Consider the following 15,577-nt stretch of genomic DNA (forward strand, 5'->3'; position numbering starts at 1 on the left):
AGATGCAAATAACAAGTTTAATTGAGAAAATCAACGGAGGAAATAATCCGTTTTTTAAAGAGTTATATGGAGCCGATGAGGCTGTGTTAAAAGCTCAGGCTGATCGTTATATTAAATACATCAATGAGTTTAAAAGTATATATGGCAGCGATGATGTGATGCTTTTAAGTTCACCTGGTCGTACCGAAGTGGGCGGTAATCATACCGATCATCAGCTGGGTCGTGTTCTGGCCGGGGCTGTTAACCTCGATAACATTGCAGTAGCTGCTCCTAATGGCACTAACCAGGTGCGAATTACTTCAGTAGGTTTTGAGCCTTTTGAGGTGGACCTTAACGAGCTGGAGGTAACAGAGTTTAAGTTAACGCCGGGCAATATTGTTCGCACAATTGCAAAAGAAATTAAAGCTTTGGGCTTTGAAATAGCTGGTTTCGATGCGGTTATTCATGGCAGTGTGCCAGAGGGATCGGGCTTAAGCTCGTCGGCGTCTTTCGAGGTGTTGATTGGTGCTATTTTTAGCAACTTATTTAATGATGGCAAATTAGATCCGGTTGATAATGCCAAGATTGGCCAGAAAGCCGAGCATGCCTGTAAAAAATTCTGTGGTTTGATGGATCAGACAGCCTGTGCAGTGGGTGGGTTTATTACCATCGACTTTGCTGATAAAGCAAACCCGGTAGTAAAGGCTTTGGATTTTGATTTTGCTAAAACTGGTTACTCATTGGTAATTACCAATACAGGAGGAAGTCATGGTGGGCTCGATGAAGAGTATAACGCGCTTCCGGGTGAGATGAAAGCGGTAGCAAAGGAGTTGGGACAAGAAGTATTGCGTCCACTGTCGATGGAAGATGTGGTAAAAGGCATTCCGGCTATTCGCGAAAAAGTAGGGGACCGTGCTTTGTTACGTTCAATCCACTTTCAGGCCGATAACTCCCGGGTTGTTTATCAGGTGGAAGCTTTAGAGTCGGGTGATTTTAACAAGTTTCTGGAACTGGTTGTAGAATCGGGTTTTAGCTCATACATGTACAATCAAAATATTTTTGTAGGTGGCGAAACGAAACATCAGAATGTAGCTTTAGCACTGGCCTTAAGTGAGTTGATACTGAAGGGTAAAGGAGCTTGGCGCGTGCATGGTGGCGGTTTTGCCGGTACTATTCAGGCTTTCGTACCTAATGATTTATTAGATGATTACATCTCAACACTGGAATTGGTATTTGGCAAAGGAAATTGTCATAAGTTATTTATTCGTTCCAAGGGTGCGGTTAAAGTAGACCTATAAATTGTTTAACATCCTGCATGGGCACGGGCTGCCTGTGCGGGGTGATACTAGCTACACCAATTTTTAAAAGAAAATACTATGACTAACGCAGCAGACGTGTTTACACTAAAAAATAGCAAAGGGGTTGAAGTAACCTTTATTGCACGGGGAGGACAGATTACTTCCATCAAAGTTCCCAATGCCAAAGGTGAAGTAGCCGATGTGGTAATTGGTTATGATACGGTTGAAGAGGCGCTGGCAGGGGATGCCTATTATGGGGCTATCTGCGGCCGTTATGCCAATCGCATTGTAAAGGGAGAGTTTGAGCTCAACGGACAATCTTACCAATTGGAAACCAACAATGGTCCCAATCATTTGCACGGTGGGACTGATGGTTTTAATCTGCGTACCTGGGAAGTTGAACAGGTGGAGTTGCCGCAGTTTGCGCAGGCCTGTCAACTAACTCTGGTAAGTCCCGATGGTGATCAGGGCTATCCAGGGGAGCTCACTACCATTGTTACCTATGGTTTAACAGAAGATAATGAGCTGGTAATAGAGTACGATGCAGTGGCTGATAAGGATACAATTATTAACCTAACATCTCATGCCTATTTCAACCTGGATGGGGCTGGTGCTGGTACTATTGCTGAGCATGAGCTAACTCTTAATGCCGATAAGTTTACCCCAATTGATGGCGAAATAGGTACGGTTACTGGCGAAATTGCGGAGGTAAAAGATACATCAATGGATTTTACGGCTGCTAAAAAAATTAAAGAGGCTTTACAGGCTGATTGTCCGCAGGTGAAGCTGGTGGATGGCATCGATCATAACTTTGTGATCAATGGCTATGATGGTTCGCTGAAGTTGGCAGCGCGCCTCGAAAGTCCGTTATCGGGCCGATGCATGGAGGTGTATACCGATCAGCCAGGCGTGCAGGTGTATACTGCCAGTCATTTTGATGGTTCCGAAACAGGTAAGCAAGGGCGACCTATTGAAAAATGGGCCGGGTTAGCTTTGGAAACGCAAATTTTCCCAGATTCGCCCAATAAGGCACATTTTCCTGAAGCTACCTTAAAAGCTGAGGAGCATTACAGGCATACATGCGTGTATAAATTTATCTAATTAATACTGCAGTAATTAAACACTTATGGCTCCTGGTTTTACGCACCTGGCTTTTTCCTGGTCTTGATTACCAGCTGGTAAGATGCCGACTTGCGAGACCAATAGAAGCTGTAGGGTCTATATAATGATTCATGAGGTTGTCATCTACTTAGAATAGCGGGCAACCTCTTTTTTTAACACCTGGAATGGTGCTCATGTCAGGTCGCCTGCAGCTATGATGAGAGTGTATATGAGCGGACTTATTAAAAGTCAAGTGGCAAGAGCCGACTATATTGATTTAGATACCTCTTTTATATGCTTTAAAATTACTTTACCTTCGCGGGGTTAAAACAGGCAGTGATGAGTAAAAAGAAGGATATTTATAATGGAGCAATGGAACTATTTGTTGAAAAAGGTTTTGCAGCTTCAGTCAATGAGTTAATTGAGCGCATTGGTATCGCTAAAGGCACCCTGTATCATCACATTGCCAGTAAGGAGCAGTTAATTATCGACATTTACAAACAGCTGATGTTTGAGGTGGAAGAGCAGTGTGTAAATGTGCTTACCGAGGATCAGAAAGAAAACACCAAACAGGTATTTAGTGGTATTGTAAGGTGGTTCATTGCTCATCCGGTTAAGTTTCACTACATCAATATCTTTGAGTCGAGTCCGTATATGAAGCTGCACTTCGAACTTGTTGAAGATACCAAGGAAGGCCCTCGTCGTTTTATTATGCAAAAGGTGAATATGGGTATATTAAAGGCTTATAAAACAGATATGATTGCTTTCTTCGATTTTGCCTTTACCCGCGCTACAGCCAACTACTTCTTGAGCTTACCCAAGCCCCTAAAGAGTTTTTCCGAAGAGTTTGATGCGGCCTTCGATATGTATTGGGATGGGGTAGCTAATAAGCAGAGATCTTCTAAATAGCATTTTACTATTCATATTATTTGTTTGGTTACATACCGAGCGCCATTTTGTTGATAACTTATTAAAAAATGTTAATTATTTCTGTGATTTTTTTTAGTCATTTATACAGAATTAACAGAATTTTAACATTTAGAAAACCGACCCATTGGTCTAGTTTTTAATCTTTGCATAGATAATATAATTAACAAAAATTGGCATACAGTAATTGATTACTAACCAAACACATCACAATGAAAAAACATGTATTAACAGCGCTCTGCTGTTCTCTTATTATGTTGAATGTTACCGCAGTAATAGCCCAGTCGAAAGTTACTGGTAGTGTTATTGATGCTAGTAACAAAGAACCACTAATAGGTGTTGCAGTTTACCTTGAGGCAGATAATAGTATTGGAACCGTAACCGCCTATGATGGGTCATTTGAAATTACTTTAAGTAATGGAAAGCATAATCTACAATTTTCCTATTTGGGATTTGTAGATCAAACAAGAAGCCTAAATGTTAAAGGAGATACTGATTTAGGGGTAATTAAAATGGAGTCTTCGTCTTTAGGAATAACAGAGGTATCTGTTGTGGCATCTTTTGCGACTGACCGGAAAACACCAGTCGCTATTTCAAATTTACCAGCAACAGTAATTGAGGAAAAGCTTGGTAATCAAGAGTTCCCTGAAGTTCTGAAGTCTACGCCATCTGTTTATGCCACAAAAGGAGGAGGAGGTTTTGGAGATTCCAGGATTAATATCAGAGGTTTTAATACCAGCAATATTGGGGTTTTAATAAATGGTATACCTGTAAATGATATGGAGAATGGGAGGGTTTACTTTTCTAATTGGGCAGGTTTATCAGATGTGACATCGGTAATGCAGGTGCAACGCGGATTAGGAGCTTCAAAATTAGCAATTTCTTCCGTTGGTGGTACAATGAATATCATCACAAAGAGTGCTGATGCAGAAAAAGGTGGCTCCTTTTATGCAGGTATGGGGAATGATGGTTATCAAAAGTTTAGCTTTAATGTGTCAACTGGGTTAATGGATAATGGCTGGGCAATTACTTTGCTTGGAGGTACCGTAGGAGGCGACGGTTATATAAATGGGACAAACTTCAGAGGTTATAACTATTTTGCCAACATCACCAAAGTTATAAACGACAAACATCGTTTATCTTTACAAGCATTTGGAGCTCCTCAGTGGCATAATCAGCGAGGAAATAAACATTTAATTTCAACATTTGAAAACCAAAATTCAAATTTACCATTCTCCAATTCAGCAGGATATAAATTTAACTCTGAGTATGGTATACGAGATGGAAAAATCTACGGCGGTGGGTATGGCTATAATTTCTATCACAAACCACAGGTGTCTTTAAATCATTATTGGACTATCGATAATAATACACAGTTAGCAACCTCTCTTTATGCGTCAATTTCTAGCGGTGGAGGACGTCGTTTAAGAGGAGATAAAGCAACCGAGGTAGAGTACGATAGGAATAACCATAAGTTTAACAGTATGGAATGGCGTACTGGTGATGGCTTAATTAATTGGGACAAAATGATTGCGCATAATGCTAGTATTGGTGGACAATCTGACTTTGTAATTGGTAATGCCGTAAATAGCCATGAATGGTATGGTTTATTGTCAACATTAAATACCAAAGTTGATAATATTAACCTAACTTTTGGTGTTGATTCTCGCTACTATATTGGCCATCACTACGAAGAAGTTGATGATTTGCTTGGGGGGCAGTTTCATATAGATAATTCCAATATAAACCGACCAATAAACACACCTCTTAGAATTGGAGATAAGTATAGTTATAACAACGATATGCAGGTGCTTTGGAACGGGTTATTCGCCCAGGGAGAAATGGAGTTTGATCGCTTTACGGCATTCTTGTCGGCTTCAGCTTCGGCACAAACTGTTCGCCGTATTGATTTCTTCCAATATGAGGTTGGCAATCAGAAGTCAGATTGGGTCAACTTTATTTCATGGAGTATCAAAGGAGGAGCTAACTACAATATTAATGATAACCATAATGTTTTTGCTAACGCTGGATATTTTACAAGAGCTCCTTTTGTCAAATTTGTTTTTGATGGGTATACTAATGAATTAATCGATGATCCTAAATATGAGAAGGTGCTAACGTTTGAAGCCGGATATGGGTACCGCTCAAGAAATTTGAATGTTAAACTTGGGCTTTATCGAACAGAGTGGAGAGACCAGGGACTCACTCAAAGTTTTCAAGGTCAGAGTTTCAGTCTTCTAGGGTTGAGTTCTCTCCATCAAGGTGTAGAGTTTGAGTTGACCTATAAGCCAACAAGAGAATTAACATTAAAGGCTATGGCTTCAGTGGGCGACTGGACCTATATTGATGATGTTTATTTCCAGGAGTTTGATGATGCAGGAAACTTCATTGGTGAGTATAATGCGTATGTTAAAGATGTTAATGTAGGTAATTCGGCCCAAACAACTGCAGCTCTGGGTATTGATTATCGCTTCTTTAATTCATTTAAGATTGGTGTTGATGGAAACTACTATGGGAGTAACTTCGCTGATTTTGATCCAACTAACAGAACTACGATTGCCAGTAGTGGGGTTAATGCCTGGCAATTACCAGATGTGTATTTATTTGACGTAAATGCCAGCTATAATTTTAAAATTAATGGATTAAAGTCGAGAATTTTCGGAAAAGTAACCAATATATTTGATACAGAATATATTGCTGATGCAGACGATGGCGTTGAGCATAACTGGCAAACATCACCTGTCTATTATGGCTTTGGGCGAACTTTTTCAATTGGAATGAAGGTTAACTTTTAATACACTTAATCATGAATTTTAGAACACACTATATAATAATTGTCCTAATGGGGCTGCTGGCTATTGCTTGTGAACCGTTAGATGATATAAGAGACGAGTTGGATAATGCCTATTCTGGACCACTAAGAAAGGATCTTAAATATGAGTTGAAACCCGCTGACTATTTAACGATTAGTAAAATGGCTAAGGAAGATGCTCAAACACCAAAAGAGCTGGAAATGGCGGAGCAAATTGCTGTAGACACAGTTCTATATCCAGGTATGTCAGTGAAGTATATTCCAAAGGTTATTGATGACGTTTTTAAAGGGTTTGGAATCAAATCTATTTCCGAAGTTTCATTTAGAGCTTCCGAGTCCATAGGTGAAGAAGTTGTTGCTGTGTTAGAATACTATGAAATGCAGCCTGCTCGTTTTTGGAAATTCTCCCCTGTGATTGAAATTGACATGAATTCAGATAATGCTTTTTATCAATACATAACTGATTACGTTAAGGCCAGTGAAGAACTAGGCAAGTACTGGGAGGCGAGGTATTTACCATTTGGTCGAGACCTGTATTATGGGTCAACGGCTAAATATTACAATTTTGATCTTGTATTTCATAATAGAGCCAATAGTTCGAGGGAAATGGAAGGAGAAGCTCAAATAGATCCTGTCCTTGCTGCTCTGTATGACGCAAATGACCTTGTAAAATTAGAAGAGGTGTTGATTGAGCGAGTAGTCGAAGCTATGAATGTAGTGTTGCAGCAGCATTATATGGAGTCTGGTGCAGAGATTCTATCCAATGGGGTAACAATAACCTATAAAGTTTTAGGAACCTGTCGATTTGATGATAGAAGTAACCAGATTATGACATGTAACTTTAACTGCATCAAGGCATCGCCAGAGCCACAGTTCGAACTATTATCTGGTCCCGTTTTCTCAGTGAAAAAATAATCTGATATGAAAAATTATTTATTGAAGTTTAGTATACTCTACTTTATTTTAGCACTTTTTTCCTTATCAGCTTGTGATTCAGGTGGCGATAATGGGGAGGTTTTGCCTCCTGATTATATCGATCCTAATGATAAGAAGCCTGATGGCGGTGGTGACGAAGGTACGACAACATCTTACAAGTATATTATTCCTGAAGTTGATGAAAGTGGGAGGATTATTGTAAGTGGACAACCTCCACAGTATACCGATACTGCTAAGTATCACGTTGTTTCAGTTGCATATGATATTGCAGGAAATACAAGTTATGATATAAAAAGTTACTATTCGGCTGCTGTAGGAAAGAAGGGAGATGAACTTCGTGCCGCAATTGCTGAAATCATTACTAAAAATCATTACGAGCTTACATATACGCCTGGAATTTGGGAATTAACAAAAGAAGCAGATGAAGATCCCTTGGACAATACCAAAGTATGGTTGAGCTATGAGGAAATGACAAATCTTAAATCAAATCAGCAAGGTTCAGAAAATGGAACAGGTAAATGGAATCGTGAACATATATGGGCCAGGAGTCGTGGTGTTGGCGAAACTGCTGATAAAGGAGCGGCAACCGATGGCCATAACTTAAGAGCAGAAGATTCAAGTGTGAATTCCGATAAAAGCAATAGAGATTTTGAAGAAAAGCCAGATGATGTAAATTTTTATGGTACGCACGGAGATTACTCATATGTGCCTATGAAATCAGCAAGAGGAGATGTTGCAAGAACACTTATGTATATGGCTGTTCGCTGGAATAAGGATAATAAACTTGTTCTGGATGATAGAGCTTATAATTCTGCCAATGAACCTCGCCAAGGTAAGTTAACTGATCTCCTAAAATGGCATAGTACTGATCCTGTTGATCCATATGAAATTAAGCGTAATAATGTAGTGTTTAAGTTTCAGAAAAACAGAAACCCTTTCGTTGATCATCCGGAATTAGTTGATTTTATTTTCGGAGATAAACAAAATGAAGAATGGGATGGAGGAGTTATATTTTCAGAAAACTAATCTGTCGATAATCAGCTCTAAATTCCAATAATCTAGTAAATGATTATAAAAATTATAACTATGAAAAAGCATTTAATTTATATATCAATATTTTTCCTTTCACTCATAATCTGCTCTTGTGTGGATGAGACAGGTGACGTGATTCATAAAGGAAAAGTTCAGTTTTCCGTTTCAGTACCTCAAACAATTAGCGACTCAGATAAAGAAGATTACACCATAAAGGTGAGTTTTTATCGGGAATATAATGACGTGACTGTTGAAGCAAAGTTGGAGATTGAGAAAATTTCCACAGATGGTCTAATATTTACTGTACCATTTGATATGGAGCATGGTAACTGGGAAGTTAAACAAGCCGTATTATTGGACAAAAGTTTTTTACCAGTTTATTTAGCAGTAACAAAAGATGATGAAAGAGCTAAGGAGATTGCACCAGAGTTGCTTCTGCCTCAATCTGATAATATTGTTCAAGGGCAATTAACAACATTTGATCTGCAGTTGGTTGAATTTAATCCTGCGACTGATCCAGGTGTTGATCCACCGGTAACCTCTCTTTTTTATGACTTCTCGGATGGTACCAAGTATGATAAAATTTCTCTGAATGGATGGTTAACTATAGACGCTAAAGCTGGAGCAGACAGAGGTTGGTCATATAATGAGAATAGTGATACTGGAAATAAATATGCACAAGCATCCGGTTTTAATGGCACAGAAGCTAACTATACTTCATGGATGATAACTCCTCCATTGGATTTGGATAACACAAATCGAAAGATTGTATCCTTTAAAACTGCTAAAGCATATTGGGCAGCAAGCTCAGAGTTTAAAGTTTATATTATGGACAGTTCAGATCCGTTGACAGCTAACAAAACTGAACTGACCGCTCTTTTAGCCACTGAAGCAGATGATGATCATGCTTGGATAGAATCAGGAGATATAGATTTATCAGCTTATTCGGGTATTAGATACATTGCGTTTTACTACTTTGGTGAAGGAACCACTGGCAGTTCGACGTCCTTTAGGGTTGATGATTTCATATATGGTGATGTGGAAGATATTCCTGTTGAAGTTGATCCAGTGACCTCTCTTTTTTATGATTTCTCAGATGGAACTAAATATGATAAGATTCAACTTAATGGTTGGCTTACAGTTAATAAAAACCCAAGTGCTGATCGAGGTTGGTCTTTCAATGAAAACAGTAAAAATGGAAATAAGTATGCACAGGCATCTGGTTTTAATGGCACTGAAGCTAACTATACTTCATGGATGATTTCACCGCCTTTAGATATTGAAGGTGCTGTTAATAAAACAGTTTCCTTTAAAACAGCTAAGGCATACTGGGCAGCAAGTTCACAGTTTAAGGTTTATTTAATTGATGGAACTAACCCCGAAACTGATAATATGGTTGAACTGAGTGCCACATTGGCTGGAGAATCTGATGCTGATCATGCCTGGGTTGAATCAGGTAGCATTGATTTATCTGCCTATTCTGGAGTAAAGCGTATTGCTTTCTACTATTATGGCGAAGGAACAACAGGTAGTTCAACATCATTTAGAGTTGATGATTTTACTTATGGAGATTATGATGCTCCTGAAGAACCAATTATTCCAGTTTCAGAGTTATTCTACGATTTTAGTGATGGTGTTAAAAATGATGTTGTTATGATGAGTAACTGGAAAACCGTAAACAGTATAGATGGAGTCGATAAGCAGTGGTCATACAATGAATTTAATGGAAATATGTATGCACAGATGTCTGGCTATAATGGTGATCTCGATACATATACATCTTGGTTAATTTCACCAGCACTAGATATTGATGGAGCCACTAATAAAAAGGTATCATTTAAGACAGCTAAGGCTTATTGGTCGGCTACAACCGAATTCAAGGTGTATCTGCTAAATGGAACGGATCCTTCTACCGCTATAAAGATTGAGCTGACAGATGCATTGTTGGCTTCTGAAACGGATGCTAATAATGCATGGATTGAGTCTGGCGAGATTGATTTATCAGCCTATTCAGGATATAAATATATCGCATTCTATTACCATGGTGAAGGTAGCACAGGAGGTTCTACAACATTTAGAGTTGACGACTTTACTTATGGAGATTACAATACGGTGCCTCCTGTAGAAGGAGGAACAAAAGAAGATCCTTATACTGTTGAAGAGGCAATTGGTATACAGGATAATTCAAAAGCATGGGTACAAGGCTATATAGTTGGTTTTGTTGTCTCTGGTACACCTGCGACCGTAACCAAAGAGGCATTGGAAATCACTTCGGATAGTAATATCGCAATAGCAACCTCTGCGGGTGAAACTGATACTGAGAAAATGATTTATGTTCAATTATCAGGTACTGGTTCGGCAGCCAGAACCCAATTAGGTTTAAGCTCAACTGCCGGAGCCTCTTTAGGAAAACTTGTTAAACTCAATGGTAATTTGACGAATTATTTTGACACGCATGCAGGCCTAAAAGGCGTATCAACAGCGGAGCAATTTGAAATTATCCCAGAATAATAAAGATTGATAAACAATTTAAAATTAATAACTGTCTCAAAGCAATTTGAGGCAGTTTTTTTTATGTTCAAATTTTATGGATAGCTTTTTATTTAACCAAATGAGAGCAACAATATGGATAGTTTTTGTTCGAAAATGATGGGCAACAAACTATAATATTGCGCATAGCAAAGTAGCGGAATAAAATGGATAAAGTTTACAATTGTTAATAAAGTGATAATAAATGTTAATTACTTTTGGTATGTTTAATGGATATTTACCCAGAATTGACAGAATTTTAATAGTGAGAATACAAACTTATAATTCAATGTATTCATCTTTGATAAATACTATAGTAATGAACTGTTAAAGGTAAATAATTATAATTCAAACACATCACAATGAAAAAACATGTATTAACAGCGCTCTGCTGTTCTCTTATGATGTTCCTTGTAATACCTCTACATGCGCAGGTTACAACTTCAGGTATTCGCGGAAGAGTTAGTTCTCAAGGTGAAAACCTGACTGGAGCAACAGTTGTTTTGGTTCATGAGTCTACTGGAGCACAGTATGGAACGACAGCTAATGAATCAGGGATTTATCACCTGCCTAACTTAACACCTGGGGGGCCTTACACTTTGACTTCGTCCTTCATTGGTTACGACAACTTTGTAAAGAAGGAGATTTATCTGACTCTTGGGCAAACTTTATCTTTGAATATCAGACTCGATGAAGTAACTACCGACTTGGCAGAAGTCGAAGTGGTGGCTGTTACATCGGGAGTTTTTGATGGTAATACAACGGGTTCTAAAACAACGGTAAGTAATGAACAGCTCAATGCGCTTCCAACTATTAGCAGAGGCATTAGTGACTTTGCACGCATTACACCACAGGCTAAAATTAATGAGAGCGGAGGTATTGAGGTTGCGGGTCAAAGTAGTCGTTATAACTCATTTACTATTGATGGAGCTTTACAAAATGATGCTTTCGGTTTGGCAAGTAATGGTACAAATGGAGGGCAAATTGGTATCAATCCCATGAGTTTGGATATCATTGAGCAATTAACCATTTCATTGTCACCTTATGATGTTACGCAAAGTGGATTTGCCGGTGCAGGTATTAACGCGGTAACTAAAAGTGGAACTAACCGATTTGTTGGCTCCGTTTATGGATTCTACCGGAATGAAGATTTAGCAGGTAAAACGCCAACTGACGATCCTGACATCAAGCGCGAAAAGTTAGATGAGTTCACTTCTAAAACCTATGGTGTTACAGTGGGCGGTCCAATTATCAAAAACAAGTTGTTCTTTTTTACGAACCTCGAGATTCAGCGTGATGAGACTCCTAGGCCATTTGACTTTGCTGATTATACCAACAATGCAGCAGACCCTGCCAGCAAAGCCGAAGTAGACGCCTTACGCGATAGGTTGATTAATACTTACGGATATGATCCTGGAACCTACGAAAGTACAACTGAAACGCTAGATGCGGAAAAGTTTTTTATGAAGCTTGACTGGAATATTAACCAAAGCCATAAGTTTTCTGTTCGTCATCAATATTCAAAGGGACGTAGTATAGATCCTTCAACATCAAGTCGCACAAGTATTAGTTTCTCAAATTCAGGTATCGATTTCGAATCGGTTACCAATTCTACAACCGCTGAGTTAAACAGTATTTTTGGTAGTAAGTTTGCCAATCAAATGCGAGTTGTTTATACCAATGTGGATGATAACCGAGACCCGATGGGTGACCGTTTCCCTTATATTGACATTCAAGACCAACGAATTTCACTGGGGAGTGAGCAGTATTCAACAGCCAACCGATTGAAGCAAAAAACATTTACTTTTACTGATAACTTCAATATTTATGCTGGAAACCACAATATCACGGTTGGGATGCATCACGAATATTATGACATGTTTAACGTGTTTATTCGTCAGAATTATGGTTATTATAGATATTATACCTTAGATGATTTTATAACATCGCCGGATGAGGCCAATAGGTATCGCAGAAGTTTTTCTTTGGTGGACAATGTAACTGGCGATAATACTGCTGCTGCCGCTGAGTTTAAGGTGTTGCAGTTGGGATTTTATGCACAAGATGACTACCAGGTCAATGATAATTTAAAACTAACTTATGGTATCCGTATGGATATTCCAATGTATCTTGATGATCCGGCCGTAAATATGGATTTTAACGACAACGTTATCCCATATCTGAAAGATAATTACGGGGTTGACTTTAAGGGTGCAAAAACCGGTCAAATGCCTGATGCCAAGCCTTTGTTCTCTCCACGTGTAGGTTTTAATTATGATATCAAAGGGGATAAGTCCATGCAGTTAAGAGGTGGAGCTGGGTTATTCACCAGCCGTATTCCTTATGTGTGGCCAGGTGGTGCTTACAATAACAATGGTATCTCTGTTGGTGGTATGGATTTACGTAATGCTAACACACCTAATTTTATACCAGAGTGGGATCAACAACCATCTATTTCAGGTGTTCCTTCAGGACAGATCGACATTTTTGCTAAGGATTTCAAGATGCCTCAAATATTCAGAGCAAATGTTGCCTTTGATGCAAAGCTGCCATACGGTATCAATAGTACTTTTGATTTAACCTATACCAAAAATGTGAATAATGTGACTTATCAGAATCTGATGGCTCAGGATCTTGGTGAACGTATGACAGGCACTGGCGATAAGCGGATTGTTTGGGAAGATATTTCGGATGATATTAATGAGTTTGATCAGGGAGCTGGCGATCCAAAGAGGGCTTACACTGGTATCTACTTAGGTTCAAACACAAGCAAAGGACATAGCTTGAATTTCTCAACTATGTTTGATAAGAATTGGAATAATGGGTTGTTTGCCAGCCTAGGATATAACTACGGTGTTGCTAAGTCAATTAACGACGGCCAATCGTCTCAAAATTCATCACAATGGCGTGTGCCAAACCGTAATGGACGTAACAACCTTGGATTAGGCTATTCGGTTTACGATTTAGGACATCGTATTATGGCAAATGTGTCTTATAAGTGGGACTATAGTCAGTTTGCTAATTCTACCATTTCACTTTTCTACAATGGGCAATCAGGTACACGTTACTCGTATGGCTATGATAATGGTGTTTCAGCATATGCCGGACCAGCAGGTGATAACCTGGATGGTAGGGATTTGACTTTAATGTATATTCCTAAAGATCGTAATGACATTGTATTGGTTGATAATGATGATTATACGGCCGATCAGCAATGGAATGACCTCAATGCCTTTATCGAAAACGATAAGTACTTAAGTGATAACCGGGGAAAAGTTGCAGAAAGAAATGCACAGCGCATGCCATTTGAACATACTATTGATCTAAAATTTATGCAGGAGTTTAAGTTTAAAGTATCGGCCGACAGGGTGAATAAAATTCAGATCACCTTCGATATTTTCAATTTTACGAATATGCTGAACAAGGATTGGGGACGTATGTACTATTCGTTGGGAGACTACGGTACCTATCGTTTATTACGTTTTGAAGGTTATCAGGCTGATGGAACAACACCAACTTATACCTATATCAACAAAAGTGGAGATGAAACCTACGGTATTGATGACCGCGGTTTGCAAAGCTCGCGTTGGCAAGCACAAATTGGTGTAAGATATATATTCTAGTAGCATCCTTTAGTTTGAAAATAGATGAAGGGCAATCATGGTGGTTGCCCTTTTAATTATTATAGTCGTATGAGGTTTCTTAATAGTGTTATAGCTCTATTTATTTTTAAGCTGTGTTCTCCAATTGTTGGCTATACGCAGGTTGTGGAGGCTAGTAATAATTATCTGCTTGTTGTTTCGTTGGATGGTTTTAGGTGGGATTATCAGGATTTATACAACATTCCTATTCTTGATTCTATAGAGCATGTAGGTGTTAAAGCGAGCTCATTGCAACCCGCATTTCCGAGTAAAACTTTTCCCAATCATTATACTATTGCTACCGGTTTATATCCAGATAGTCATGGTTTAGTGTCTAATTCATTCTTTTGCAGACAGACCAATGATTATTATAGCGTAAGTAACAGGGCTAGGGTGCAGGATGGAGAATATTATGGAGGCGAACCAATTTGGGTGAGTGCCGAAAAGCAGGGGCTTAAGTCAGCCAGTTATTATTGGATTGGTTCAGAAGCTAAGATAAAAGGTAAAAGACCATCAATCTGGAAAGTCTATGATTCATCTGTGAGTTATGAAGCTCGAATTGATTCAGTGGTGAATTGGTTTCAATTGCCATACGTTGAAAGACCAAGGATATGTATGCTCTATTTTGATGAGCCAGATAAGGCAGGGCATCGTTTTGGCCCTGTATCGGATACAACAAAAAATGTGATAGAGAGCTTAAATGGGCATTTGTCAATTCTTTGCGCCAGGCTGTCAGCTCTACCTATAAAGGATTCGATCAATGTCATAATTTTGTCCGATCATGGAATGGGGCCTATTCATTCAACCAGAAATATAGATTTGAGTGAGGTAATAGATACAAGCGATGTTGAATACATGGTCGGTAGTAATCCTTTTTTCTTAATTGAGCCAAAAGAGGAGAGAATGAGCTTTTTGCAGGAGCAATTGGGTAAAATTGAAGGTTTGAAAGTCTGGTCAAAGCAAGAGATACCATCGTATCTGCATTATGGCACTCATGAAAATATTGCCAATTTAGTAGTTGTGGCTGATAGTGCCTGGAGTATAACTATGGGACAACCTGGAGCCTATTTCAATGGTACGCATGGCTACGAACCAACCAATATGAATATGCACGGCATTTTTTATGCCTTTGGACCCGCCTTTAAAAAAGGGTACCGGAAGGAATCATTTGAGAGTATTCATATTTACGAATTGATGTGTAAGCTACTGAATATTGAAGCTGCACGGAATGATGGTGACTTAAACGAAATTGAAGACGTTTTAAAATAGTGATGCCCTAACATAATAAAGGCTGCCTCATCTGAAGCAGCCTTTGTTGTATA

At 38.9% G+C, this 15,577-nt stretch carries 9 protein-coding genes; all 9 read left to right on the top strand.

What is annotated here, in order from left to right; all coding sequences use genetic code 11:
* Positions 1 to 2 precede the first annotated feature (2 nt).
* The 9 genes from ACSX1H_RS15505 (at position 3) to ACSX1H_RS15545 (ending at position 15,524) form a co-directional block, all read left to right on the top strand.
* A complete protein-coding gene (locus ACSX1H_RS15505) occupies positions 3 to 1,277 on the top strand; it encodes a galactokinase (RefSeq protein WP_439185140.1) in 1,275 nt (424 codons plus the stop codon).
* Between the two features lie 78 nt (positions 1,278 to 1,355).
* The gene (locus ACSX1H_RS15510) at positions 1,356 to 2,378 is read left to right on the top strand and encodes an aldose epimerase family protein (protein ID WP_439185141.1); all 1,023 of its coding nucleotides are present in this window, start codon (positions 1,356 to 1,358) and stop codon (positions 2,376 to 2,378) included.
* Positions 2,379 to 2,717: 339 nt separating this feature from the next.
* Complete coding sequence (locus ACSX1H_RS15515; protein ID WP_439185142.1) at positions 2,718 to 3,287, top strand: TetR/AcrR family transcriptional regulator; 570 nt, start codon at positions 2,718 to 2,720, stop codon at positions 3,285 to 3,287.
* 230 nt (positions 3,288 to 3,517) lie between these two features.
* A complete protein-coding gene (locus ACSX1H_RS15520; protein ID WP_439185143.1) occupies positions 3,518 to 6,100 on the top strand; it encodes a TonB-dependent receptor in 2,583 nt (860 codons plus the stop codon).
* A gap of 11 nt (positions 6,101 to 6,111) precedes the next feature.
* A complete protein-coding gene (locus ACSX1H_RS15525) occupies positions 6,112 to 7,032 on the top strand; it encodes a hypothetical protein (protein ID WP_439185144.1) in 921 nt (306 codons plus the stop codon).
* A 6-nt stretch (positions 7,033 to 7,038) separates the two neighbouring features.
* On the top strand, positions 7,039 to 8,079 hold the full coding sequence (locus tag ACSX1H_RS15530; protein ID WP_439185145.1) for an endonuclease I family protein: 1,041 nt from the start codon (positions 7,039 to 7,041) through the stop codon (positions 8,077 to 8,079).
* 60 nt (positions 8,080 to 8,139) lie between these two features.
* Positions 8,140 to 10,596 (top strand): DUF6359 domain-containing protein, encoded by a 2,457-nt coding sequence (locus ACSX1H_RS15535; protein ID WP_439185146.1) that lies wholly within the window; start codon positions 8,140 to 8,142, stop codon positions 10,594 to 10,596.
* A gap of 380 nt (positions 10,597 to 10,976) precedes the next feature.
* A complete protein-coding gene (locus ACSX1H_RS15540) occupies positions 10,977 to 14,237 on the top strand; it encodes a TonB-dependent receptor (RefSeq protein WP_439185147.1) in 3,261 nt (1,086 codons plus the stop codon).
* A gap of 69 nt (positions 14,238 to 14,306) precedes the next feature.
* Entirely contained in the window at positions 14,307 to 15,524 is a 1,218-nt protein-coding gene (locus ACSX1H_RS15545) for an alkaline phosphatase family protein (protein WP_439185148.1), read from the top strand.
* Positions 15,525 to 15,577: the final 53 nt, after the last annotated feature.

Origin of the sequence: Carboxylicivirga taeanensis, assembly GCF_051851475.1 — a bacterium.
GTDB classification, from domain to species: Bacteria; Bacteroidota; Bacteroidia; order Bacteroidales; family Marinilabiliaceae; genus Carboxylicivirga; species Carboxylicivirga taeanensis.

Bases quoted from the DNA above. Each gene is read 5' to 3' on its own strand.
- ACSX1H_RS15505 (WP_439185140.1), top strand. From the start codon at position 3: ATGCAAATAACAAGTTTAATTGAGAAAATCAACGGAGGAAATAATCCG.
- ACSX1H_RS15510 (WP_439185141.1), top strand. From the start codon at position 1,356: ATGACTAACGCAGCAGACGTGTTTACACTAAAAAATAGCAAAGGGGTT.
- ACSX1H_RS15515 (WP_439185142.1), top strand. From the start codon at position 2,718: ATGAGTAAAAAGAAGGATATTTATAATGGAGCAATGGAACTATTTGTT.
- ACSX1H_RS15520 (WP_439185143.1), top strand. From the start codon at position 3,518: ATGAAAAAACATGTATTAACAGCGCTCTGCTGTTCTCTTATTATGTTG.
- ACSX1H_RS15525 (WP_439185144.1), top strand. From the start codon at position 6,112: ATGAATTTTAGAACACACTATATAATAATTGTCCTAATGGGGCTGCTG.
- ACSX1H_RS15530 (WP_439185145.1), top strand. From the start codon at position 7,039: ATGAAAAATTATTTATTGAAGTTTAGTATACTCTACTTTATTTTAGCA.
- ACSX1H_RS15535 (WP_439185146.1), top strand. From the start codon at position 8,140: ATGAAAAAGCATTTAATTTATATATCAATATTTTTCCTTTCACTCATA.
- ACSX1H_RS15540 (WP_439185147.1), top strand. From the start codon at position 10,977: ATGAAAAAACATGTATTAACAGCGCTCTGCTGTTCTCTTATGATGTTC.
- ACSX1H_RS15545 (WP_439185148.1), top strand. From the start codon at position 14,307: ATGAGGTTTCTTAATAGTGTTATAGCTCTATTTATTTTTAAGCTGTGT.